This is a genomic window from Pseudomonas lurida, from assembly GCF_002563895.1.
GTDB classification, from domain to species: Bacteria; Pseudomonadota; Gammaproteobacteria; order Pseudomonadales; family Pseudomonadaceae; genus Aquipseudomonas; species Aquipseudomonas lurida.
Map to the genome: position 1 here is coordinate 1,243,649 of NZ_PDJB01000001.1, position 25,754 is coordinate 1,269,402.

The 25,754-nt window shown below is 62.1% G+C and carries 14 protein-coding genes; 8 read left to right on the forward strand and 6 right to left on the reverse strand.

Annotation, left to right across the window (positions count from 1 at the left end; genetic code table 11):
* The first annotated feature begins 1,077 nt into the window (after positions 1–1,077).
* The gene (locus ATH90_RS05635; RefSeq protein WP_098465852.1) at positions 1,078–3,414 is read left to right on the forward strand and encodes a putative bifunctional diguanylate cyclase/phosphodiesterase; all 2,337 of its coding nucleotides are present in this window, start codon (positions 1,078–1,080) and stop codon (positions 3,412–3,414) included.
* 97 nt (positions 3,415–3,511) lie between these two features.
* Here the strand turns inward: ATH90_RS05635 and ATH90_RS05640 are convergent, their stop codons facing one another.
* Together ATH90_RS05640 and ATH90_RS05645 are read right to left on the reverse strand one after the other, a co-directional pair.
* Positions 3,512–5,923, reverse strand: coding sequence for a glucose/quinate/shikimate family membrane-bound PQQ-dependent dehydrogenase (locus tag ATH90_RS05640; protein ID WP_034102359.1), 2,412 nt, complete (start codon positions 5,921–5,923; stop codon positions 3,512–3,514).
* 414 nt (positions 5,924–6,337) lie between these two features.
* Positions 6,338–8,356 (reverse strand): TonB-dependent receptor, encoded by a 2,019-nt coding sequence (locus ATH90_RS05645; RefSeq protein ID WP_098465853.1) that lies wholly within the window; start codon positions 8,354–8,356, stop codon positions 6,338–6,340.
* A 142-nt stretch (positions 8,357–8,498) separates the two neighbouring features.
* On the opposite strand from ATH90_RS05645, the gene ATH90_RS05650 reads away from it, so the two are divergent.
* Both ATH90_RS05650 and ATH90_RS05655 read left to right on the forward strand, forming a co-directional pair.
* Positions 8,499–8,732, forward strand: a complete 234-nt coding sequence (locus tag ATH90_RS05650) for a VF530 family protein (RefSeq protein WP_016977534.1) — start codon at positions 8,499–8,501, stop codon at positions 8,730–8,732.
* Positions 8,733–8,736: 4 nt separating this feature from the next.
* The gene (locus tag ATH90_RS05655) at positions 8,737–9,378 is read left to right on the forward strand and encodes a Pr6Pr family membrane protein (RefSeq protein ID WP_098465854.1); all 642 of its coding nucleotides are present in this window, start codon (positions 8,737–8,739) and stop codon (positions 9,376–9,378) included.
* A 30-nt stretch (positions 9,379–9,408) separates the two neighbouring features.
* Here the strand turns inward: ATH90_RS05655 and ATH90_RS05660 are convergent, their stop codons facing one another.
* Together ATH90_RS05660 and ATH90_RS05665 are read right to left on the reverse strand one after the other, a co-directional pair.
* On the reverse strand, positions 9,409–10,176 hold the full coding sequence (locus ATH90_RS05660) for a siderophore-interacting protein (RefSeq protein WP_069021954.1): 768 nt from the start codon (positions 10,174–10,176) through the stop codon (positions 9,409–9,411).
* On the reverse strand, positions 10,173–10,748 hold the full coding sequence (locus ATH90_RS05665; protein ID WP_034102364.1) for a PadR family transcriptional regulator: 576 nt from the start codon (positions 10,746–10,748) through the stop codon (positions 10,173–10,175). Before ATH90_RS05665 ends, ATH90_RS05660 begins: the two co-directional genes overlap by 4 nt.
* Positions 10,749–11,208: 460 nt before the next feature.
* Here ATH90_RS05665 and ATH90_RS05670 point away from each other — a divergent pair, with 460 nt between their 5' ends.
* The 5 genes from ATH90_RS05670 to ATH90_RS05690 all read left to right on the forward strand — a co-directional run bounded on the left by ATH90_RS05670 (position 11,209) and on the right by ATH90_RS05690 (position 16,932).
* A complete protein-coding gene (locus tag ATH90_RS05670; protein WP_069021956.1) occupies positions 11,209–11,700 on the forward strand; it encodes a CS1 type fimbrial major subunit in 492 nt (163 codons plus the stop codon).
* Positions 11,701–11,819: 119 nt separating this feature from the next.
* A complete protein-coding gene (locus tag ATH90_RS05675; RefSeq protein ID WP_098465855.1) occupies positions 11,820–14,339 on the forward strand; it encodes a TcfC E-set like domain-containing protein in 2,520 nt (839 codons plus the stop codon).
* 31 nt (positions 14,340–14,370) lie between these two features.
* Complete coding sequence (locus ATH90_RS05680; RefSeq protein WP_069021960.1) at positions 14,371–15,615, forward strand: hypothetical protein; 1,245 nt, start codon at positions 14,371–14,373, stop codon at positions 15,613–15,615.
* A 70-nt stretch (positions 15,616–15,685) separates the two neighbouring features.
* Positions 15,686–16,444 carry a pilus assembly protein gene (locus ATH90_RS05685; RefSeq protein WP_069021962.1) on the forward strand — a complete coding sequence of 253 codons (759 nt, stop codon included), beginning with the start codon at positions 15,686–15,688 and terminating at the stop codon, positions 16,442–16,444.
* 5 nt (positions 16,445–16,449) lie between these two features.
* The gene (locus ATH90_RS05690) at positions 16,450–16,932 is read left to right on the forward strand and encodes a CS1 type fimbrial major subunit (RefSeq protein WP_034102493.1); all 483 of its coding nucleotides are present in this window, start codon (positions 16,450–16,452) and stop codon (positions 16,930–16,932) included.
* A 100-nt stretch (positions 16,933–17,032) separates the two neighbouring features.
* Here the strand turns inward: ATH90_RS05690 and ATH90_RS05695 are convergent, their stop codons facing one another.
* On the reverse strand, positions 17,033–22,021 hold the full coding sequence (locus ATH90_RS05695; RefSeq protein ID WP_098465856.1) for an NEL-type E3 ubiquitin ligase domain-containing protein: 4,989 nt from the start codon (positions 22,019–22,021) through the stop codon (positions 17,033–17,035).
* Positions 22,022–22,172: 151 nt separating this feature from the next.
* Entirely contained in the window at positions 22,173–25,262 is a 3,090-nt protein-coding gene (locus ATH90_RS05700; protein ID WP_098465857.1) for a transglycosylase domain-containing protein, read from the reverse strand.
* Positions 25,263–25,754 lie beyond the last annotated feature (492 nt).

Genomic DNA, 25,754 nt, shown 5'->3' on the forward strand with positions numbered 1-25,754 from the left:
GCGACCTTAGAGCCGACCTCGTTCAAAGGTGGGAACTGGCTTGCCTGCGATGGCATCAACCCGGTCTGCCTGCTGTACCGAGGTGTCAGCTTCGCCGGCAAGCCAGCTCCCACAGAAAAGCAGATAGGTGATCGATCTCTCAGCCAAGCACGGCGGCCTCAAAGTCGACCGGTTTCTTTCTGCCGACCTCTGTCAAAGGTGGGAGCTGGCTTGCCTGCGATGGCATCAACCGGGTGTGCCTGCTGTACCGAGTTGCCTGCATCGCAGGCAAGCCAGCTCCCACAGAAAAGCAGATAGGTGAGCGATCTCTCAGCCAAGCACGGCGGCCTCAAAGTCGACCGGTTTCTTTCTGCCGACCTCTGTCAAAGGTGGGAGCTGGCTTGCCTGCGATGGCATCAACCCGGTCTGCCTGCTGTACCGAGTTGCCTGCATCGCCCGCAAGCCAGCTCCCACAGAAAAGCAGATAGGTGAGCGATCTCTCAGCCAAGCACGGCGGCCTCAAAGTCGACCGGTTTCTTTCTGCCGACCTCTGTCAAAGGTGGGAGCTGGCTTGCCTGCGATGGCATCAACCCAGTCTGCCTGCTGTACCGAGGTGTCAGCTTCGCAGGCAAGCCAGCTCCCACAGAAAAGCAAATAGGTGAGCGATCTCTCAGCCAAGCACGGCGGCCTCAAGGCCGACCGGTTTCTTTCTGCCGACCTCGTTCAAAGGTGGGAGCTGGCTTGCCTGCGATGGCATCAACCGGGTGTGCCTGCTGTACCGAGTTGCCTGCATCGCCCGCATTCCAGGCTCTTTTCCAACAGTGAACCGCCGTGTGGGCGGAACCCATAGCGGCCGTTACCCAAATAACGGAGATGTATTCAGCTTCCCAACACAGCCAACCCTCTGTCGCCAAAAAACCGCCACCAAATCCGCCGTTTTTATTGGGTGCACTCAAGCCCACTCCCAGCTAATCTGCTAAAACCAAATATCCTACTAAAATAGATGTTTTTTTGACGCCAGGTCAGCTGTCGCAAGGAATGCACATGACAAAAGGACGTAATGGCAGAGAGAGGCGAACGCTGCCAGAGGGCACTGCAATGAGGTGGCGCCACACGTTCCAAACCCGCATCGCCGGGGTGCTGGCGCTGTTGCTGCTGGTCGTCGTCGCCGCCACTTACTTCGCCGTCAAGGCCGCTACTTCCCGCGCCGTGGAAAACCAGGCGCAAGTCCAACTGCAGACCGGCAGCCAAGTCTTCGAACGCCTGCTTGACTTGCGCGGGCGTCGCCTGCAGTACGGCCTGGACTGGCTGACTGCCGATCTCCCGTTCAAACGGGCCGTGGCCGAAGGCAAGGCGGCGGCGGTTCTTGCCGCGCTGCGTCGCCACGGGACCGGTATCCGCGCCAGTGAAGTGTTCGTGCTGGGCCTGGATGGCAAGGTCATGGTCAGCACCTTGTCTATCCTTGCACGTGGCCAGGTGTTCCCCTACGACCATGCCTTGCGCAACGCGCGGCGTACAGGGCTGCAGATGCTGATCGTGGCGATGGATGGACGCCCCTATTTGCTGGTGCAGGATGAGGTGCTCGACCCGCTGCCCATCGCCCGCATTGTCATGGGCTTCGCCATGGACACACTGTTCGCCCATGAGCTGCGCTCCATGAGCAACCTGGAGGTGTCGTTCCTCAGTGTGCAAAACGGCAACCCCGGGCCGTTGTTCAGTACCCAGCCGGATGCCTACCAGGCCGCTGCCCTGAGTCTGTTGCGCGACGGCCACGTCGACCCCGAACCGAAGTTCCATCTGTTCCATGGCCAGCGGGTGCTCAGCCAGGTACTGCCGCTGGCCAACACCGACGATGGCGACGACGTGCGGGTGTTGCTGCAAAGCCCGCTCGACCACGCCCTGGAATCCTTTGCACCGCTGGACCGGCAGTTCCTCGGGATTGCCCTGGCGGTGCTGCTGGTGTCCCTGGCCGGTGCGCTGTTTCTGGCGCGACGGGTGTCGCGCCCGCTCAATGCCCTGGTGCAGGCGGCTGAGCGCATCGGTGCCGGTGACTACCGCACGCCGGTGCGGGGGCGCAGCCACGATGAATTCGGGCTGCTGGCCCGTGCTTTCAACGCCATGCAAAGCGGGATTGCCGTGCGCGAGCGACAACTGGCGCACAACGCGCTGCACGATCCGCTCACCGGCCTGCCCAACCGTGCGCTGGCCATGGAACGCCTGGGCAGTGCGATCAGTGCGCGGCGGCCGGTGGTATTGCTGTACCTGGGGATCGAGAACTACCGGGTGATCAACGAAGGTTTCGGGCCACAAGGCGTAGAAGAAATGCTGCGCGAAGCCAGCCGCTGCCTGTCCATGAGCCTGTTGGCCAGCGACACGGCGGCGCGCATTACCGGCAGCGAGTTCCTGCTATTGCTCGAGAATACCGAGATCGACCGCGCCGTGGCCCGTGCCGACCGCCTCTACGCACTGCTCACCGAGCCCCAGCGCATCGGCAATGACGAATTGCGCCACGAAGTGAGCATCGGTATTGCCGCGTACCCCGCCGATGGCCAGCAGGTAGAAGAGTTGATCAGCCGCGCCGCCATCGCCCGGCATGACGCCGCTAGCCTGCCGGGGCATTTGCAGATCTACCAGCAGGACCGCGACCTGGTGCATCAGCGCCAGATCACCCTTATCCGAGACTTGCGACGTGCGGCCATCGAGGGTGAGTTATTCCTGTGCTACCAGCCCAAGCTCGACCTCAAGCACGGCTATGTCCGCCAGGCCGAAGCGTTGTTGCGCTGGCAGCACCCAACGCTGGGGCAGGTGTCTCCAGCCGAATTCATCCCGCTGGCCGAACGCACCGGCAGTATGGGCAGCCTGACCCTGTGGGTGATCGAAGAAGCTATCCGCCAGATCGCCGAGTGGGCGCAGCGTGGCATGCTGATCCAGCTGTCGGTGAATATTTCGGTGGACGACCTGGCCGACAATGACTTGGCGATTCGCGTCACCACATTGTTGATGCAGTATCAGGTGGAGGCCGAGCAACTGATTTTCGAAATCACCGAAAGCGCGATCATGCACAACCCGCAACAAGCGCTCAGCGTGCTGGAGCAACTGCGCAACTGTGGCATCAGCCTGTCGGTGGATGACTTCGGCACCGGTTATTCCTCGCTGGCCCAATTGCAGCGTTTGCCGGTGCAGGAATTGAAGATCGACCAGTCTTTCGTGCGCAACCTCAACAGCACCAGCAGCGACGGGGTGATCGTGCGTTCCACCATCGAGATGAGCCACAACCTGGGCCTCAAGGTGGTAGCCGAAGGCGTCGAGTTTGCCCCCAGCCTCAAGCTGCTCAAACAGTGGAATTGCGACACCGCCCAGGGCTACCTGATCAGTCGGCCGTTGAACGCGATGGCGTTCGAGATGTGGATGCGCCGCGAGCGCTCACCCGTCTGATATCGGCCCCTGCACGCGCCGGCAGCCTGTTCCTGCGGGTTATGAAAAAGGCGGCTACCTGTTGAGGGTAGCCGCCTTTTTTTACCGCCGGTGTCGCTTAATCCGGCAGTTTGAACGCCATCACGTAGTCACCCTGTTTGGTACCCAGGGAACCGTGACCGCCGGCCATGACCAGCACGTACTGCTTGCCGTCCTTGCCGGTGTAGGTCATCGGGGTGGTCTGCGCGCCTGCAGGCAGGCGGCCTTCCCACAGTTGCTTGCCGTTCTTCACGTCGTAAGCACGCAGGTACTGGTCGAGCGTACCGCTGAGGAATGACACGCCACCGGCGGTGGTGAAGGTGCCGCCCAGGCTAGGCACGCCCATGGTCAGTGGGATCGGAACCGGCGAGCTGTCACGCACGGTGCCGTTCTTGTGCATCCAGATGGTTTTGTGGGTGGTCAGGTCGACCGCCGCCACGTAACCCCATGCCGGTGCCTGGCACGGCAGGCCCATTGGCGACAGCATGGCTTCGAGGATCACGCCGTAGGGCGCGCCTTTGTTCGGCTGCACGCCTTCGGTTTCGCTGACGCGTGGACCTTGCTTGGCGATGTCGGCGGCCGGGATCAGTTTCGATTTGAACGCCATGTAGCTCGGGTTCACGAAGGCAATCTGGCGAACCGGGTCGACGGAAATGCCACCCCAGTCGAACACGCCGAAGTTACCTGGGTAAACGATCGAGCCCTGCAGCGATGGCGGGGTGAAAGCACCGTCGTAGCGCATGGATTTGAAATCAATCCGGCACAGCATCTGGTCGAACGGCGTCACGCCCCACATGTCGCGCTCTTTGAGCGGCGGCGGCATGAAGTTCAGGTCGGACTTGGGTTGGGTCGGCGACGTGTGGTCGCCAGCGACTGCACCTTGCGGTACCGCGACTTCGTGGATCGGCACCACTGGTTGGCCGGTAGCACGGTCCAGCACGTAGATGCTGCCTTGCTTGGTCGACGCCATCACTGCCTGCTTCACGCCGGCTTCGGTCTTGATGTCGATCAGCGAAGGCTGGCCGCCCACGTCCATGTCCCACAGGTCATGGTGAGTGAATTGGAAGGTCCACTTCACGTGGCCACTGTCGATGTCCAGGGCGGTCAGGCCGGCGCTGTATTTTTCCGAGTCTTCGGTACGGTCGCCGCCGTATTGGTCGGGCATCTGGTTGCCCATCGGCAGGTACAGCATGCCGAGTTTTTCATCCACGGCGAACATGGACCACATGTTCGGCGAGTTGCGGGTGTAGGTCTTGCCCTCGGCCAACGGCGTGGTGTCGTCCGGGTTGCCGCTGTCCCAGTTCCACACCAGCTTGCCGGTGTGCACGTCGAACGCGCGGATCACGCCGCTTGGCTCGTCGGTGGAAACGTTGTCGGTCACGTGGCCGCCGATCACCACCAGGTTCTTGGTCACAGCAGGTGGCGACGTGGAGTAGTAACCGCCTGGGGCGAAGCTGCCGATGTTGGCACGCAGGTCGACCTGGCCTTTGTCGCCGAAGTCTTCGCACATCTTGCCGGTGTCGGCGTTGAGGGCGATCAGGCGGGTGTCGGCAGTCGGTACGAAGATGCGTTTCGGGCAGGCATTCGGTGCAGCGGCGGGGCTGGCGCTGCCAGTCGGGCTCTGCTCGGAAGCGTAGGCAGCGTCATCGTGATACGACACGCCACGGCAGGTCATGTGTGCCCAACCCTTGAAGTTCTCGGCACCCTGGCTGCTGATCTTCGGATCGAAGCGCCAGATTTCCTTGCCGGTGTCGGGGTCCAGTGCAATCACCTGGCTGTGCGGCGTGCACACGTAGAGCATGCCGTTGACTTTCAGCGGGGTGTTTTCTGCGGTGGTTTCACCTGGATCGTTCGGACCTGGGATGTCACCGGTGCGGAACGTCCACGCGGGGACCAGCTTGTGCGCGTTTTCCGGGGTGATCTGTGCCAGTGGCGAGTAGCGGTCGCCAAAGGCCGAACGGCCATAGGAGTTCCAGTCGCCATCGGCCTGGGTCGGTGCAGCGCTGGCCATGCCCGGTACCGCGTCGCGGTCCAGTTGGCCTTTGATCTCACCCGGGTTGGTGAATTGGCTGGCAACGGCAGCAGCGCCAGCGAGCACCACGGCCACGCTCAGCGCGCCAGTGCCCAGTGGGGCAGGCTGGCCGCGCAGTAGCGGACGGCGAAACCACGGGAGCAGCATGACGATGCCCAGGGCGAACAGCAGTGCCAGGCGCGGCACCAGCTGCCACCAGTCCAGGCCGACTTCCCACAAGGCCCACACAGTGCTGGCGAACAACACCAGTGCGTACAGGCCCAGCGCAGCGCGGCGGGTGGCCAGCAGCAGGACGCCGGTCAAGGTGATGCCGATACCGGCCAGCAGGTAGTACAGCGACCCGCCGAGCATCGTCAGCTTGATACCCCCGGCCAGCAAGGCCAGGCCCATGATCAGCAGCAAGACTCCAAGCAGCCTGGGCAGCAGGCGGCTTGGCGTTGAGGCACCGTCAGTGCTCATAGTTGTGTTTCTCCGTTACGTTGGAATTATGTAACCCCGTGCTTCACTGTAGATGACGATTCGGCGCGGGCTTGGTTCAGCGTTAATTCGGTTTTTCTAGGGATCGCAGTGTTATCCACAGGCGGGCGATTTATCCCCAGGCGCAGGTCGGTGAAAGACAGCGCTGTCTTCGAGGAGAGGAGAGTTCGGCAAGATGGGGTCGACCGCGGAAGTGAAACGTTTCAGTTTGTTGCGGCAAGGATAAAGTGCTGACGCGCCAAGAGAAAGCGCAAATCGCAAGATGCATCATTTCCGATTTGGTAACAGTGACAGAACGTCGCTGCTAGAGGCCCGGCAAACCCTGTGGGAGCCGGCTTGCCTGCGACAGGGCCCATGAGGACGCCATCGCCGGCAAGCCGGCTCCTGAAGGTAGGTTTAGAACGTGGTACGCACGCCGAACTGCACACTGCGGCCGGGTGCCGGTGCAATGTCGCGCAGGATCGAGCTGGCATACCGCACGGTCTGGTTGGTCAGGTTTTCCCCGTTCACAAATGCCAGCCATTGGCTGCCACCGAGAGTGAAGCGATACCCTGCGCTCGCCCCCAACGTGGTGTAGCCATCGGTGCCGCTCTCGTTATCCGGCACACGTCCCTGGCCTGCGGCATGCTCCACATCGATGCGCGCCTGCCAGCGGTCGAGTTCCCACAGCAAACCGCTGTTCACGCGCAACGGTGCAATGCGCGGCAGGGCTTCACCGGTGTCGAGGTTGGTGGCCCGGGTATAGTCGCCCGACAGTTCGAGGGCAAACTTGCCGTAGGCGCCTTCACCCAGCTTCCAATGATCCTGGGCTTCAAAGCCGGCGAAACGGGCACGCACGCCGGAGTATTCGTACTCGGGGATGCCGGCTGCGTCTTCTTCACCGTCGTCGTTCAAGGTACGACCGGTGCCCAGCAAGCCGATGTAATTGGAGAAGCGGCTGTAGAACACGCCGAAGCTGCCCTTGTGGGTGCCATTGTCGAAGCGCAGGGCCAGGTCGCTGGACACGGCTTTTTCTTTTTTCAGGTTGGCGTTGCCCCGTTCATAAGTGCCGGTGGCCACGTGGGCTCCGTTGGCATACAGCTCATAAAACGTCGGCGCGCGCTCGGTGTAGCCCAGGGTCGCGGCCAGGGACCAGATGGGCGTGAGCGTGTAGACCGCACCCGAGGACAGGCTGCCGGCGGTGAAATCGTTGGATTTGTCGGCATTGGCGAAGCGCGCATTGCCTTTGCCGTCGGGGTCGACGTTGGTGTGTTCCACGCGCCCGCCGAGGCTGAGTTTCAGGCGCTCGGTGGCCTGCATTTCCTCAAGGATAAACAGCGCGCCGGCGTTGGTGTCGGTCTGCGGTACGAAGGCTTCTTCGCCGAGGGCCGAGAATTCGTTGCGCGTCACCTGGGCACCGACCACGCCGTCGAACGGCCCGATGGGCTGGTGGCGAGCCTCAACGCGAGCTTCGTAGCCCTTGTTCTTGAAGACCGTGCCGGTCTCGCCACCTTCGATCTCGCGGTGCTCGTAGTCGGTGTAGCCGGCGTCGAGTTTTACCGAGGTGAACGGGCCTTGCAGGTTGCGGATCTGCGAGGCAAACGCGTAGTGATCCTGCTTCATGCGGATGCGCACGTCCTGCTCGGCGGGCGAGCCGTAATTAGCGTCGTAGTTGCTGTAGGACAGCCCGGCATAACCGTCATCCCACGTGTAGGCGCCGCCCACAGCGCCGCCGTCCTGGCGCCCGTCGCTGTTGCCCAGGCGACCGTTTTTGCCGGGGCCGTCTTCGCTCTCCGGGGCGTGGCGGCTGCGGGCAGCGCCGGGGATTCTCAGGTCGTTGAATTCCCGGGCGTTGGCGTCCAGGTGCAAGGCGAAGGTGCCGTTACCGGCTTCCAGTTTGCCCGCGCTGCTGCGCGTGGTGTCGGCGCCGCCGTAACGCAGTTCACCGGCACCGTGAATGCCCTCGATGGCTTCGGTGGGGATGCGGTTGTCGAAGGTGTTGACCACGCCGCCGATCGCGCTGCCGCCGTACAGCAGGGCGGCGGGGCCGCGCACAATTTCAATACGGTCGACGTTGACCGGGTCCAGCGGCACCGCGTGGTCGTAGGACAGTGACGAGGCATCCAGTGCGCCTACGCCATTACGCAGCAGGCGAATACGGTCGCCATCCTGGCCACGAATGATCGGCCGGCTGGCACCAGGGCCAAAGTACGATGACGACACTCCGGGCTGCTTGTTCAGGGTCTCGCCGAGGCTGCCCTTTTGTTGCAGGGTCAGATCGTCACCTTCAAGCACCGTGGTCGGCGAGGCGAGTTGCTCGCTGCCCAGTGGGTTGCCGGTGATGACTTGGGGTTGCAGTTCAAGGGCCTGGGCTTCAGAGCCGATCAGCAGGGCGGCAGCGAGCGGTGACAAGCGCCACAGAGAAGAGAGGGACATAGGACATTCCTTGGCAGAACGGGTATAGAGATTTATCGTTACAATATAACATCTCTTTTTCGCCGCGCACGGGAACTTTTTTACCTGGCAGGGCAGGGTGATAAGGTATGCACCTTCGTGACCCTTTTTTCATAGGCCCGGCATGACCGCGACAAGCAACGACCCGCTCCACGGTGTGACCCTGCAACACGTCCTCACTACGCTTGTGGAACATTACGAATGGGAGGGCCTGGCCGAGCGCATCGATGTCCGCTGTTTCAAGAGCGATCCGAGCATCAAGTCCAGCCTGACCTTCTTGCGCAAGACACCGTGGGCGCGGGAGAAAGTCGAAGGTTTGTATGTGAAGCTGATGCGCACCAAACGACCGTTGGATTGATCCCATGAAGCGGTTTGTTGCAGTGGCGGCGCTGGCCGGTTGGGTGGGGTTGGCGATCCAGCAATACCTGATTTTCTATTCGCGCTGGTCGACCGGCGCCAGCCTGCTCGGAGGGCTGATCAACTTTTTCAGTTTCTTCACTGTGCTCACCAACACCCTGGCGGTGGTGGTGTTGAGTTATGCGCTGGTCCGTCGGGAATCAGCGGCGAAGCGGTTTTTCCTGTCGCCCCCGGTCAGCAGTGGGATCGCCGCGAGCATCGTCGTGGTGAGCCTGGCCTATAACCTGTTGCTACGGCACTTGTGGAGCCCCACAGGCTTTCAGTTCATTGCGGATGAGTTGCTGCACGACGTGATGCCAGTGCTGTTTCTGATCTACTGGTGGCGGTGTGTGCCCAAGGGCAGTGTGCGGCTCAAGCACATTGGCGCGTGGATGATTTACCCACTGGTGTACTTCGCCTATGCACTGCTGCGCGGGGATTTGCTCGGGCAATATCAGTACCCGTTCATTGATGTGAGCACCCTGGGTTATCCCCAAGTATTTGTGAATGCCGTGGGTATTCTGGTGGGGTTTGTCGTCATCGCGCTGGTGGTGGTGGGGCTGGATAAAGGCTTGAAATCACCGTCGAACCAATGGGGCAGCGGGTGATTCCGCTCCCCCTGTTGGATCGCGCCAGGCTTACTCTTCCTGGCTGCCCTCGGCCCGCCAGTAACCGGCGGCCTTGAGGTAGTCTTCATTGACCTTGTGCGTATCCAGCAGCACACGCCGCAGCTGGCGCGACAGCTTGCTTTCCGTCGCGACGAAGCTGTAGAGCGAGCCGCTCGGCAGCGTCAGGTCGTGCACGGTGTCGAGCAAGTTGTCCTTGCCGCGCACGACCCATTTCACCTGGACATCGGCGGCACTTTTCAGGGTTTGCTGCTCTGCTTCGTCGGCGATTTCAATCACCGCCAGCACCGTACGCCCTGCGGGCAATTCTTCCAGGCGGCGCGCAATGGCCGGGATCGCCGTTTCATCACCAATCAACAAGTAGCTGTCGAAGATATCCGGCACGATCATCGAGCCCCGTGGCCCGCCGATGTGCAGGTGCTGGCCGACCTGCACTTGCTCGGCCCAGGTGGACGCGGGGCCATCGCCGTGCAGCACGAAGTCGATGTCCAACTCACCGATACTCAGGTCGAAGCGCCGTGGTGTGTAGTCACGCATGGCCGGTTGCGGACCGTCGCCCTTGAGACTGAAGGTCGGGCTTTCCAGCGCGGCTTGTTCGGCGGCGTTCTGCGGGAACAGCAGCTTGATATGGTCGTCGCTGCCCAAGCTGATAAAACCCGCCAGTTCCGGCCCGCCCAACGTGATGCGGCGCATGCGTGGAGTGAGGTCGACGACTCGTAGCACCTCAAGGCGACGGCGTTTGATCTCGTGGGTGACGCGATGGATGACTTGCGTATTCATTGAGCTTTCCCCTGCACAGGTGGGACGGCCGGGCCGTCGACAATGGCTTGGGCGGTGCTGTTGAGCAGCGCCGCGACGCGAATGATTTCTTCCGGGCTCCAGCGCCCATGGTGCAACTGCAAGGCGTGGCGCAGGTTATGCACCGCCTCGTGGATTTCGGGCGGGCGATCATGGCCGCGCAACGAGCGTTTGCTGACGTCGATGCGCATGCGCACGCCTTCCAGTGCAATCGCCTGCTCACTTAAAGAAAGACGACCGGCGTCGGTGATTGTGTAGCGTTTTTTTCCGCCCTCGGCGTCGCCCGTGACCAGCTCGGTTTCTTCCAGGAAGGTCAGGGTCGGGTAGATCACGCCGGGGCTGGGGCTGTAGGCGCCGTCGAACATGCCTTCGATCTGCCGGATCAAGTCGTAGCCGTGGCACGGCTGTTCGCCGATCAACGCCAACAGCAGCAACTTCAGGTCACCGGGGGCAAACACGCGCGGGCCACGGCCACCGCGTTCACGCCCAGGGCGTTTTTCAAACCCGTCACGGCCGTCGCCGTGCTCGCGGGGGTGGGGGTGATGCTCTCTCATTTTCGCGCTCTCCGTTTTGGATAAGATAGAACTTAAGATATATCTTGAGGCGGCGAAAGGTCCAGGCGACCAACGGCAGGTATCGTATGAGCGGGTCTAAGGCATATATTTAGAGTTAACGCTCAACTTCCGGTAAGCGTGTTAATGGACGTTAGTTGTTTCTGTCGTACAACTCTTACACTAATTTTTTCGGGAGTTCGTTTTGATTTTATGAATGTAGGTTGATTCTTACAGTTGATTTAAAAGTTTTGGCAAAATGCCATCTTTTTCGCTCGGGACTTATGCACTTAAGCCACGCTACTGTGCGAAATGGCGGGCATACCTGTGGGTTGATTTGCTTGATCATTGCTGCGCTTTTCAGTCTTTGAAGAGTCTGTAATGCCCATCGAAGTTGTGCCGTGGACTGCCCTCTGGCCCAACGTTCAAGCGATTCAAAACCATGCCAAAACAGGTGTCGACCATGTTCAAGAAATTCGCAATTGCCGCCCCCCTGGCTGCCTTGGCGCTATCCTCCACGGTGTTTGCAGCCGGTGAAGCCAACCATACCGTCAATATCAGGGCGTTCATCTCAACCATCGCGTTTCACGTACAACCGCGTGACCCTAACTGGGGCCGGGATGAGACCATGGCTTACAACTTGGCCAATGGTGAGTTGATTCCGTTGACCGCTATTTATGACATGCGCAACACCAACGGCTCGATCCACGCCCATATCGACGGAGGCCCGGCCGTACTCTTTAACGGCGACGCCTCGCAAAACATTCCGTTGACCGCCACCTTGAATGGCGTCGTGCTCACAGGTACGCCCCAGGAAGTTGTCAACGAGGCTGACTCAACCCCTGGGCTGGGGGCCGAACTGCGTATTGTCGCTGCCAAGCCGTCGGCAACTCAGCGCGGTCACTACACCACCGTCATTCCGTTGATATTCGACGCGGTGCTGCCAAACCTTTGATGTTCCCCCTTGCCCTCCAGCGTCGCGCTGGAGGGCAGCGCATCAGCAGGACGGCCGGCGTTAACGCGCGCCGACGGCCTAATTTTCATTCTGTGATTTGGCATTCAGAGTATTAGTTCATGTTCCCGATGACTCACATCGCGGCGGCGCTCGCGCTGCTGATTTGTATGGGCGTCCTGGCGGCGCCGAGTGCCGGTGCCGAGAACCCTGGCAGTCTGATTTCCCAGGCCCAAGACTTACCCCGCGGGTTCAGTGATCACTTCTTCGATGTGCCGCTGGCGGTGCGGGTCGATCTTGATCAGCAATTGCTCGGCGAGGCGCTGATCGTATTGTCCCGGGATGACCGGGTAACCCTGCTTGAATTCACCGACGTGGGTGACAGCAGGGTGCCCCTGCCCACCCGCGATACCTGGCAAGCCATCCTTGAACAGGGTGTGGCCCTGGGCGCCTGTAGCCAGGCGTGCCCCGAGCAAATGGTGTCTACCCACTACAGCCTCGAGAGCTCGCAGCTTTCGATCATCACGCGAAACGTCGAGCGCGCCGGCGACGCCCCGCGCTATTACGCGCAGCCTGAAGGCGGCAGCCATGGCGTGATCATCAACAATCAACTGAACCTCAATGGCGGCCAGAACGAAGACCTGGGCGGGCGTTTTGGCTTGCAGGCCAGTGCCAGCCTGGGCAACTGGAGCCAGGTGTTCAACTTGCAACTGGCTCGCCAGAGTGGCGACGAGGAACAACTGCGCCACGCGATCCACGAGCTGTACACCCAGCGCGAACTGGAAGGGCGTTTTCTGCGCCTGGGTCATTTCACGCCCAACTCCGATGGCCTGACCCGGCAGTTGCGCAGTTTTGGCGCCAGCCCCGACACCGCATTGGGGGTGATGTACGGCAGCTCCGACACCCTGGCGATCAACAACGCCAAGCCCAGTGTCTATCCGATCTACGTCACGGCCAACCGCCAGGCCGCCGTGGAGATCTACCGCAATGGCCTGCTGATCAATACCCAGTCGGTGGCTGCCGGCTTGCAGACGCTGGACACACGCCCGCTGCCCGGCGGTATCTATGAAGTGGAAGTGCGCCTGTTGGAAGACGGTATGACCGTCAGCACCACCCAGGAACTGGTGTACAAGCCGAGCAACTGGCGCAACGCCGAGGACCGCTGGCGCTACAACGTGTTTGCCGGTCGGGAGACCAAATTATTCAGTAACTGGGATGAGCAGGCCTCCGGCGCGGCAACCGCCGGCGCTTCCGTCAACTACCTGCTGCACCCACGGGTGATCCTTGGCCTGTCCGCGCGCGAAGTGCGTGAGCAACTGCAGTACGGCGGTTCGGTGGACTGGACCGTCGCCAACAACACCAGCCTCTACGCCAACCTCTACGAAACCCACGAACACGGGACCGGGATGGACCTGCAGGCGCTCTACACGTTGGGCGCCACCAACCTGGTGTTCAGCCACAACCGCAGTTGGCTGGACACCCGCGATACCTATGAAACGCTGCCTGACGGCACGCGGTTGCGGCGCAATACGTTCGTTGGCGAAGCCAGCAATTCGGCGTTGTCGGTCAACCACCGGTTCGACGCCTTCAACTCCTGGAACGTGCGCCTGTCCCACAGCGAAGGCAATGTCGAGGGTACCGGCCTGGACCTGGGCTGGAACCGTCGCGGTACCTGGCTGGGCAACGACGCCAATTGGCGCTTCTCGGTGTTCGATCGGCCGGGTACCAATGGCATCGACGATGAACGCAACCGTGGCCTCGACGTCACCTTGAGCCTGGCCCTGGGCACCGACGGCCGGCAAGTGTCCGGCAGTGTCGGCACCCGCACCGCCCGAGATGGCGGTCGCGACAACAATGCCTCGGTCACCTATCGCCAGGACCTCACTGACCACGTACTGCAAAGCGTCTCGGCCACCGCCCTCACCGATACCTATGGTGTTGGCTTGTCGGGCACGGCCAGCTTCACGACGGATACGATCAGCGGTGACGGCTTCCTGCAGCGCAGCTCGTTCAACAACACATTCACCGGTGGCTTGAACCTCAACAGCACGTTCGTGGCGGGCGCCGACAAAGCGTTGCTGACCAGCCAGTACCACGGCACGGGCGCGGGAATGATCATTGATGTCGAGACCGATCTCGAGGCCATTACCCTGCGTGCCGACGACTTCAGTGGCGGTGGCGCCCTGCTGCATCCCGGTCGCAATTTTGTGCCGCTGACCGCCTACAAGAGCAGCACCGTCAACTTCGACTTCGAGGGCAACCATCCGCCCGCCGCCAACATCCAGCCGGCGCGGACTCGCTATCACCTGAACAAGGGCGGGGTGGACTACCGCAAGGTCACGGTGATGAAAACCGTGTCGGTGCTGGGACGCCTGCTCGATGCCCAGGGTCGCCCGCTCAAGGGCCATCACGTGATCAACCACGCCAGCCGCGGGGTCAGCGAGGTAGACGGGTTCTTCTCGATGGAAATGAGCGCCAGCTCACCGACCCTCGAAGTGCGCTACCAGAACCAGTTGCTCTGCCAGTTCCGCCTCGACCCTGCCAACACGCCGAATGAAAGCGACGTGCTGATGATCGGCGACCTGCGCTGCACGCCCGACTCGCTGGCCGACACCCACTTCAACGCAGGAACTGCTGGCTGACGGCTGCCCGCACCTTTGAACCGGAGAATGTATGAAGTCAGTTGCCGTAACCAGAATTGCCTTGGGATCGTGTCGCGCACTGGTCCTGCTCGTGGGCCTGTTCAGTACGCCAGCGCAGGCATTTGTCGAGGAAATTACCGCCGTGTTCCGCCCCGATCCGGGCAACCCGATGGTCAACAAGTTCGAGAACACCACGCCGCAAAGCGGGATTTGCCCCTGGCATATTCCTGCCAGGTGCAAGGCGATGAATATTTTCACTATTCGCAGGACCTTCACGGCGACCTCCAGCCAGCCTGTCGTTGCCAATGCCGAGCCGCGCAAAGGTGCTTATTTCAAGGTGCCCTCGTCGTGGCGGGATCTACAGGTGACCCACCGTTCGACCGGCGAAACCGAGACTGTGCAGATGCGCATTGCCGGCGTCGGTGCTCGCTGGGATGTTGCCTACCCGCCGGGCGTCAGCGCCTGGGCGACCACCGGGGTGCCCCAGTGGTCCTACTACTGGCAGCACGGGCCAGCGCCTTGCCAGGGCGTGAACTACCTGGCGGCATCACCCGCCTTTGCGCTGTTTTTCTGGATCGTCCCCGAGAATGCCGGGGCCTGCAGTGTGACGGCTGGCAGGGATATCCCGTGGATGGTCTACAGCACCCTCGAATACGCCTACGAACTCAGGACCCCGAACCCGCTCACCATGTCCGCGGGGGAATACACCGGCAGCCTCACCTACACCCTGGGGCCGGGCGGTGATTTTGACCTGGGCGACGTGATGCAAACCAATGACAGCGTCGCCACCTTCAATTTCCAGCTGTCGGTGGAACACGCCCTCAAAGTCGACATCCCTCCCGGCGGCAACCGCATCGAGTTGATCCCCCAGGGCGGCTGGCAGGCCTGGCTCAACCACGGGCGCGCACCGGCACGCTTGTACCGTGACCAGACCTTCCGCATCGCCGCCAGCTCGCGTTTCAAAATGCAACTCGAATGCTCGATCGTCATGGGCAACACCTGCGGCCTGCGCAATGCCGAGGGTGATGAGGTGCCGCTGCAGGTCGCCGTGACCTTGCCCAACGGTCTGGTCGACCAGTACGGGCAAGCGGTGAACACATTGCCGCTGCGCCTGGATGGGGTCGGCACCGAGCTGTTCCAACCGTCGCGCTACGTGAACGACCGGCCGGGCAGCCTGCACTTCGAAGTGCGGCGAGGCGACATGGGCGAGATGCTCAAGCGACCGGGAAGTACCTATTCGGGCGTGGTGACCGTGGTCTGGGATTCGCAGGTCTAGACGGTCATCCGCATTACCGGCCCCGCGGGGTTTGCGCGGGCCGTGTTCAATCATTGAGGCGTAGTCAAACATGAAGCATGCAGTGTTATGGATCGGGATGTTCCTTTATGCCCTGGGCGCCCAGGCGGCACCGGCGATCAACGTCGGGGTGGTGTATGACTACCTGGAGCCGGACCGCAGTTCCTTTCTCAAGCGCGTGTCCAACACCGGCACCAGCACGGCGTTTATCCGGGTCGATGTGCTCGAGATCGTCTACAACGCCGACGGCACGCACCGCGAGGTGCCGGTCTCGTCGCTGGCCGACAACGAAGGCAAGACCACCAGCCGCGACGGCCTGATGGCCAGCCCGGCGCGGTTAATCGTGCCGGCCAACGGGCGACAGGGCACACGGCTGTTGTACATGGGGCCGCGGGACAGGGAGCGTTATTTCCGGGTGCGCTTCATCCCCGTGGTGCCGGGAAAGGACGACAACTTTGCCGTCACCGACGAAGAACGCGCCGAATACAACGACAGCCTGGCGGCGGGGGTCAACATCATGGCGGGCTACGGCACGGTGTTTTTCGTGCGGCCGAAGAACACGCGTTTCGACACGCAAATAAAGGAGACGGCCAACCAGTACCAACTGCGTAACCAGGGCAACAGCGTGGTGCTGCTGGATGAGTTTCGCGACTGCTCGGCGACGGCAAAAAATGACTGCCTGCCGACCACCAAGCATCACATCCTGCCGGGGCGCCTGTTGGTGCTCGAGAAAAAGGCCGGGCGCACCTTTGGCTTTCAAATGATTGAAGGGCAGAAGAAAAAGCTGATCACAGTCGACAGCAACGGGTGATAACGATGTTCAAGCTACTGACAAGGCTGCTGGTGTTGACGGCGCTGCTGTTCACGGCCGGTTACGCCAGGGCGATCGAGGAGCGTCATGCGTTCGATGTTTCGGTGACGATTCCGGTTCACGAGGCCTATGTGCTGCCTTCGGAGCCCGATTGGATGGGGCAGGAGCAAGAGCTTGCCTGGAACCTGGCGACCTCCCAGTTGAGTCGCCTGCGCAAGAATTTCGATGTGAAAAACCTCTCCGGCGGGGTCGCAGCACGCTTGGGCGCCGAGCCCTACCTGTTCAACGGGCGGTACCGGATCGACTTGCGGGTGCTGTTCAATCAGGTGCCCCTGACCCTGGACAGCACCGAGGTGGTCAACGCTGCCGAGGCTCAGGTGGGCCGGCGCGCAGAGTTGGAAATCGCGGCCATTGAGCCCGATGAGGGCTACAAGCCCGGGGAATATTACGGCACGGTCCATATCGTGTTTGACTTCCTTGCGCCCTGAATCGGGGCCGAGGTCATCCGGTTGAGCGTGAGCCGTGGGTTGGCCGGGCAATAAACCAGGCAGTGGCGAGGGGGCGTGTTCTCGCCACTGGCAACCGTGTTTATTGCGCCCGATTGCTGTGCCCGGTTGCCTTGTCAAGCGCCCTGCGTGTCAGGCGGCGCATCCATTCCTGTTGGTTGTAGCCCAAGTCGTTGAGCAAGCGATTGTACAGCTCGTCGCTCATCGGCTCGTCGGAGAACACCACGCTTTCGGGTACCTGCACCGCGTCGGTCAGGGCGATGAGTGGCGCCCTCAGGCGTTCGCGTGTCGGCGCATCGGCCTGCGTCCATTGAGCCTGAAGCGCTTGCAGATCGTCCAGGGCCAGGAAGCGTTCGCCATAGGCACGCTCGTTGTCGCGATATTCACTGTCATAAGCGTCGCGCAGGTGCTGCTCCCACCAGGGTTCGAGCAGCATCTGGTTGACCAGCCCGTCTCCCGTGCCCAGCTCCAGCACCGTGTCATGGGCTTGATCGATCTGTGCCGGGCTCACATTGGCGTTGACCCGATAAAGCATGTGATCACTCAGCCAGGGCAAGTCCAGTCGGCTGGCGAGGGCGGTTTGATACGCCAGGTGAATATCAACTTCATCGACCTCGCCGGGCTCGCCATCGCGCACATCCGAGCGCAACCGCAACCCCTCGCCTCCGTCCTGCACCGGTCGCAGGCGCCGGGCGACTTCCTGGCCGACGACCTTCGCCAGTTGCTTCAAGCGCGCGCTGCCTTTGGCCAGGGTGACCAGGTGGCCTTCGCGTTCGGCAAGGGTGACGGCGTTATGCTGGATCTCGCTGACCAGTACCTCAACCCCCATTTCGTTGAAAATCTGCGCGCCGGCGTCCGGGCACAGGCCGGGAAAGCTGGCCATCTTGAACAGGCGTTCACGCAACTCGGTATCCTCATGCACCTCCCACAGCATGCGCCAGACCTGCTGCGTCAACAGCGGGCGGTTGATGATGAAGCGTTGGCGGTCGGCATCGGTTTCAAAAACGTTCTCGATCACCAAAGCCTCGATGACTTCGAAGAAACCCTGGGAACCCTGCTCCTGCTCCACCGCTTGCCACAAAGCTTCAGCGCTCTGGCGGTCTTCGCCTTCAAGTCCTTCCATCCAGAAATCGTTGTGGCTGAGAGGCTCATACGTACGGTTGGGATCGAGGCCGGCGGCCACGCGCAAACCTTCATAACGTGCGCGTTGTTCGTCGACCAGGGTGCGCCGGTCCAGGCGTGTGCGGGCCACAACCCTGGCCCGCGCGGAGCCCGTCTCGACCGTGGGAATGCGGCTGATGCGGGTACCGCGCAGGTCGAGTACAAACGCGTCGTCGCGAGGGTGCGCGAACAGTCCTTCGGGCCAGGTCTCAAGCGGTGTGCCGCTGAGGTAAAGCAGGCGCAGGCCCGGCATCCAGCTGATGTCCGGCGCCCGCGCCAGCGGGTTGTTGCTCAGGTCGAGGCTGTTGAGTGCGCGCAGTTTCTTCAGCCGTGCCACCTCGTGGGCCGCCAGTTCCAGGCGGTTACCGGCCAGTTTCAGCACCCTGAGAAAACGCATCTGTTCCAGCGCTTTGGGAACCTGTGTGAGGCGGTTGTCGGCCAGGTTGAGCGCGCGCAGCGCGGGGAAGTGTTTGAGGAAATCGCTGTGAGCGTCACCGAAGTTACACACGCTGGCATCCAGGAAGGTCACGTGTTCGAAACTGGCGCTCAAGGTGGGCAGCCTGGGCGGCATGGGGATGCCCCGCAGCTTCAGGGAAGCACCTTGCTGGACGTGTCCCCAGTCGTCGGTGTACTCGGCGAATCGCTCACTCCAGCAGCGCTCGAGCATCCCCGTCAGTTGCCTTATGGAGGCACGCACTTGCTGTTCATGGGCCGCGTCCCGGAGGCTGAGGATGACCGAATTCTGCCAGCCCAGCAGGTCGGTATGCAGTTGCTGTTTTTCCAATACCAGACCGTTCAGCGTTTTACGCAATTGGGTGTTGGGGATGTCGTCCAGGAAGCGGTTCAAGCGCGCTTCACTCAAGTGCGGAAACAACAGTTGCAGCGTTTGCCGTGCGTGCTCGGTCTGGGTTCGGGAGGGTGGGGTGGCGCTGCGGCTGAGCACCGGGCCACCCAGCAGCCGGCTGGTTTCGCGGCCCTGGATGACCGACACCGGCGGTTCGGCAAGGATTTTGCGCCGCTCGGCCAGGGACGCCACGCGCTGCTTGAGCCACTGCCGGAGCGCGTCGCCTTCGCCGGCTTGAATGCCCAGCGCGTCACGCCGGTCGGCAGGCAGGGCCTGCACAATCGCCTGGTACAGGTCGGTGGGCGGCGACCGCTGTGTGGTTGCCGGGCCGTGCACTTGATAACCCTGGGTGTTGCGCAGCAGCACGTGTGTGGTACGGGCGGTCGCCGGTCCGGCTTCGCACAGCACGTCGCCAGTGGCGGAGTGTTCGCGGATTTCGATCCGCAAGTGGGCAAAGGTGTCGCTGTGGGATTTCAAGGTATTGAGCGCCAGCCTTTCCGTGTCCAACGGCAGCGGTGAAGGTTGGTCGAAGCCTTCGAAGGCCAGGACCGAACGCGCGGCGAAGTCCAGTTCGCGGGCCAGGTTGCGCAGGCGCAGCGGCAGTCGGTGTTGATTGAGCGCCTGGCGCTCCTGTTCCGTGGCGCTGTCGAGCAAGGTACTCGCGGTGAGGGTATCCAGGTGCGTAAAGGGTTGGCGCAGGGTCGACAGGCCGGGGTCGTCATTCTGTTCCCAGGTCTGGTACACCTTGTCGGCGATGTCGGGCGCCATGAGGTTCACATGGTCGGCCAGTGTGTTGCGCAGGGCTTGTACGCGTTGCTCGGTGGGCACATTGGCGCCGAGCAGGTCGCGTACGGCTGTCTCGCCGAGAAACCCCACTATTTTGTCCGGCAGTGTTCCCGACAGTGCCTGGGCCAGGCTCAGGCTCAACGTGTCGGCGGGGGCGGCCTCAGGGTTGCCGAACCGATGGGGCGACCCTGACCTATCTGTCTGGCGGAAGATTTCAAGAGCCTTGTCCTCGGGCCAGCCGGGCAGCTCCGTGACCATTTGCGGGAGCCAGTCGGAAGGGGGCTCCAGGGCCAACGCCTGACCCGCGCGAATCTTGCGGCTTGCAGCTTCGGGGTAGGTTTGGGCTTCCAGGCGTCTGAGGCTGCTGGCCAACAGGGGCGGCATCGGTTCGTTGTAGCGATACATGTTGCGTAGCACACCTTCATCGGTGCCGCTGGCGATCCGCAGTTGCTCCAATTGCTGGTCGGTGAAGCCCTGTACGCGAGGGCCGAGACGGCGCATCAGGGTCTGGCTGTCCCAGCTTTGCGGGAATTCGCCCTCGTGTACGAATGCACCGTCGCCATTGAAAAAGACCTGGGGCTGATAAGCGTCGGTGCGGGACGGATGCACGATGCGGTGTTGGTCCAACTTGGGCTCATGGCGTACGTCGAAGTGCCGGTCGTCCAGCGTTACCAGGGGTTTGCCCTGGTCGAGGTGTTCCTGGGCGTAAGGGGTGAGGTCCGGGTTCCACAGCTTGAGCGGGCCGTCGCCCCGTTGTACCGGGTGCAAGCCTTCGACAAACGACGACAGTTTGAGACGCGTGATTTCGCCTATTTTACCGGCACCGGCAAACAGGGCGACCTGGATCAGGTTTTCCGCCACCCCCAGCACGTGCTCGCCGGCTTCTTCGGCGTGCCCCTGGGCCCAGTCGACGATGCCTTCGAAGACGTCGTCGCACAGTTGATAAACGCTGTAGGCCAGCATCAGTTGCCCCACCACGGGCACAAAGGGCGTGACCACCAGCAAGGCCGCATTCAGCACATCCGAGAGCATCTGCTCCAGGTTGTCCCACCAGGCCCAACGGGCCAGTTGGTCGACATAGGCCGTGGACACCGCCAGCTCGCGGGCGTCATTCACCAGTTTGTTCAGCTTGGCCCTGTACAGGTAGTGCCAGGCATTGTCCTGCGCCGGTTCGGCGGCGCGGTTGGGGTGATCCTGGGTAATGTCCAGCAGGCTGATCGGGAGTTGGGCACGGGACCTTACCTGGGCGAAAAAGCTGCCGCGTTGAGCGTGTGCCACGAACTGGCTGAAGAACGCCTGATAGTCGGTGCCGCTGTGCAACTGGCGCGTCAGTTGCGCGACAAACGCCAACGGCGAGGGGTATTGCTTGAGGGGGTGCTCGGGGTCTTGGGGCACCCAGGCAATAAGGCGGCCACTGGCGGCACGTTGCTCCGGCGGTGTGGCGAACAGCAGGATCCCGGCCAGTTGGCAGCCTGCAAGGCTCAGGGTGTAGCAGCGCAGTGTGCGGCCATCCAATGTGAGGCCCAGCGGACCGTTGATAAAATCGAGCACCGCCTGACAGGCGTCACTTGGCAGGTGCCCGTGGTGCAGGCCAAGGTGGGCGCTGCTGCGCAAGTCCGCCTTGAGCTGGCTGACCACTTCGTTGCGCACGGTGCGGGCCAACGCAGGCTGGTCGAAGCCCAGGGCGCTTCTTAGTCGCGCCTGATAGAGGCGGCCGATGTCCAACGACCGACACAAGGTCTTGAAACCTTCGGCGGTCAGTTTTTGCCCATTGAAGCGATGACGGATCGACAGGATGTCGCGCTGGCCGCGGGCGTCCTCCGGGCCCATGAAGGCATGGTCGACGAAGCTGTCGCCAGCGGCGAAGTTGTGCAGGGCCATGTCCAGCAGCGACAGGGTCTTGCTGTGCACGCCGCGCTTGACGTTCATCATCCACCAGGCCCCGGGCGCGTTCACATAGATCCGCAGCCAGGTGTTGCGCACATCGACCTCGCCGTAGTGCGTGAACAGCGCACGCTTGAGCAGCGGCTCGGCAAAGGCGCGTAAATCGTTGAGGGGGCCGAGGCGGCGGTCAAGCGTCCCCTGGGCTTGCCAGTGGTCGGCGACGGCGCGCTTGAGTTCGGGCGAGACGTTGGCGGGCGGTGCCGGGGCTCGCAGGCCGTTGAGCTTGAGGGCGCGAATGCGTGCCAGCGTGGTGCCCTTGACCCAGGCGGGCAGTGCGTTCTGGATCAGTTCGAATTGACGGCCCTGGAACGCCAGGGCGGATGACTCGGTAGGCATGGTTCTAACCTGAATAGGGGAGTGGGGACTCCCTGAGTCTATTCAGCCGAGGGGGCGAAAATAAGTTTGAAAAATAGCGGGTTGCACGCCTGCTGGCGTGCCTGACAACCCACAATTCGAAAGTCGAAAATGCAGGAATACCACCCCGGTTTCAGCGCGCCACACACAGCGTCTGTGTGCCCGGTTGCAGATAGGGCGTCAGGATCGGCGCCATGCCCTTGAGCACTTGCACCGGCAGGGCCGAGGTGAACGTGAAGTGCTCCGCCGACGCGCCGGGGACGAAGGCTGTCAGCGTGCCGAAATGATGCTCGCCGATGTAGAACACGAAGGTGGCGGTGCGGTTGATGGATTTGGAACTGAGGATGCGTCCGCCGGCGCCCATGGCTTCGATACGGTTGTCGCCCGTGCCGGTCTTGCCACCCATGCCCAGGGGTGTGCCGTCGGCCAGTTTGAAACTGCCCGCCACGCGTTTGGCGGTGCCGGCGTCCACCACCTGGGACAGGGCACCGCGCAACGCCGTGGCGATTTCGCTGCGCAGCACGCGCTTGGCACGGTTCGGGTCGTTGATCACCCGGGTTTCATAAGGCGTACCGCTGGCAAATTGCAGGCTATCGATGCGCAACGCCGGCACACGCACACCGTCGTTGAGGATAATACCCATGAGTTCGGCGAGGGCGGCGGGGCGGTCGCCAGAGCTGCCGATGGCGGTGGCCAGGGAGGGCACCAGGTGATCGAAGGGGTAGCCAACCGCTTTCCAGCGCTCGTGGATACCGAGGAAGGCTTCGATCTCCAGCATGGTGCGGATGCGACTGTCCCGTGCGCTCTGGTGCCGGCTCTTGAACAACCAGCTATAGACTTCCTGGCGCTCGAATTCACTGGCTTTGACCATCTCGGTGAACGTCGCGTCGGGGTGGTTGATCAGGTAGCCCAGCAGCCACAGGTCCAGCGGGTGCACCTTGGCGATGTAGCCCTGGTCTGGTAGGTCGTAGGCGCCGGGGCCATAGCTTTTATACAGCGTGTCCAGGCGTTCATCGGTGAGCTTGTCGGTGGTTTTCAGCGTCTTGAGGTGCGAACGCACGAAGCTGTTGAAGCTCTCCTGGCTGGCCTGGGGCAGCAGGTAACGGTGCACGGCGGCCAGGCGAATCGCGGTGGGGTGCAGACTGTCCATGAACGTGTCGAGGCGCGCCTGGGTGTCTTTGTTGCGGTACTTTTTCCAGAACTTGAGCAGGAACGCGGTGCCTTCATGGTCGGCGAATTTGGCCAGGTATTCCTGGCGACGCGGGTCGCTGTCGTCCTTGAGCAACCGCGCGCTGTTGTCTTCACCGGAATAGGTGGTGTAGCGCACCAGGTCACGCATCAGGCGAATGAACGGCAGGTTGATCGACTCGCGCAGGGCATCGCGCAGGGTCGGGCTGCGACCGTTGTCTTCATTGCGAAAGTTGTGGAAGCGGTGCAGGCCGCCACCGGTGAAGAAGGCTTCGCCGGGGCTGGCTGAATAGGTGCGATCGAGCGCTGCGTCGAGCATCCGGGACAGGTCTCGGTCGGGGCTCTGGATCAGGTAGTCCAACGCCCAGCGCGATAATGGATCCTGGTCGGGCACTTCGATTTTCTTCAGATCGGCAGCGCGTTGTGCGCCATAGCGATCGTGCAGCTCGGTGATGATTTGCAGGTAGGTGGTGAGCACCCGCAACTTGGCGGTGGAGCCCAGTTCGAGTTTGCTGCCTTCGTTGATATCGAAGGGCTGGTCGGTGTTGTCGGTTTGGACCCGAACCCGCGCGCCATCGGGCGTCAGTTCGAACAGGGTGAAGCTGTAGCGCACCTGGGGCGTGCTTTGCGGGGTGAGCAGGCGCGGGCCGAGCAGGCCCATTTGCGCGGCGAACGTCGGGTCTGCCAGGTGCTTGAGATAGTCGGTGGCCTGGGTTTGCAAGTCGTAGTTGAGGGTGCTGGTGGCCGACAGATCGAGGCGGTCAAGATCGTACAACGGACGGTTGAGCAGATTGGCCAATCGGCTGCGGGCGACGTTGATCGCCTTGTTGGTTTCCACCGGCTGCACCGTCGGTTGCAGCTGCCAGTCGCGGTAGGTGACATGGCTGGTGAGGGCCGCCTTGGCCAGCGCCGGGTCGATCACGTTGTTCTGCGCCAGCAGGCGGATATGGCTATCGGTCAGTTGCGCCAGCTCCTCCCGGCCTTTGGTCAAATAGTGCGAAGGCCGGCGTTGGGCAATCATCAATGACAGCACTTCGCGCAGTGCCAGGCCCTTTGCGCCCAGGTCTTTGGGCGCGTTGCCGGCCAGCAGGGCATTGACCTGGTTGAAATCGGCGCCGTACCACACGCGTAACCCCTCGGCCAGGCCATGCACCTCACCGTGGCCTGGCACCGCCGACAGCGGCACGCTGTTGAGGTAATCGCGCACGATATTCTGCCGGCTACCCAGGGTGTTCGGCCCCGGTTGATAGGCGCGGACGCTGGCGGAAATCATCTGGCGGATTTTCTCGCCACCGGACAGGGTCAGGCCGTCGGGCGAGTGGCGGTATTTTTCCAACTGCGTGGCCAGGGTGCTGCCACCCGCCGTTTGCCCCGGCAAGTGCAGGAGTTTGGCCACCTGCGACCAGGCGGCCTTGGCGAAGCGCGGCCAGTCCACCGCCGGGTTGGCGAAGGGTTGCCTGGTGTCCAGCAAGTCGCGGTCTTCGATAAACAGCAGGCTCTGCACCACCAGCGGCGGGATCGCGGCAAAGTTGGCATACAGTTGTTGCGGGTAGGTAAAGCTGTACAGCGGTGCGGCACGGCAATCGGTGATGGTCAGGCCGGCCTGGACTTTTTCCGCGTAGGGCACGAACAAACCGTGTTCGGTGTAGTTCATCAGTGCCGGGGAAAAACGCGCCTGCGCCTGGATCAGGTAATTGCGCTTGAGCAGGCGTGGCAGGAATTCATCGAGGGCGCTGTAGCCCAGGCGCTGGTCAAACGGACCATCGCCCGGGTACACCACGGCGTCGCTGGCGCCAGGTTCCACACGGTAGCTGAGCTGTGCGGCGAACGGGCTCAGGTGCTCGGCCTGCAGGCGCGAGGTGCGCATTTCCTTGCTGGCGACCCACCCCAGGGCCACCAACGCGAGCAACAGCACCAGCCACATCAGCCGCCACCACAACCGTCGCGAGTGGGGGCTTTGTGGCAATGGCGGTGGATCCGCGCTGTCGGTGGAAGCCACAGCGGGTTTCGAATCGGTTTGCCATAAAGCGCCCATAGTCGATTGATCCATTCACGCAGATTGATCGGACTTGGGTGAAGCTTAGTCGCTGGCGATGCGCTGTGAAGAATTTGTGCGGCGAGCGCCGAGCGCCACCTGGATTCGACCCCGCGGGTCCACGCCCGAATCCGTGCATCGAATGCCCAAGGGTATGCATCCGCCGAGCAGGCAATCCTCGCCCAGGGGGCGCAGATCCACAGGTTCTGCCAGCCGTCCTCCTGGAAGTCCAGGGTTTGGATCAAGGGCGACGAGTTTTTACTGACGACCAGAAAGGCATGGGTGGCCGGGCTCAATGTGTTGCGCCAGAGCCTTCGGTGCGGTCATTGCGGCGTTGGCGGGGACATGACGCTACACCCTCACTGTGCAATACTCGCTGCCCTGCTAAATGCGTCAAGGCAGGCAATGCTTCCTTGTAAAAGGCGTATTTACCCCGACTTATCGCTGAATTTAGTCTGTTTTAGAGTGAAAGACCCTAGTGCCAGCTTTTTA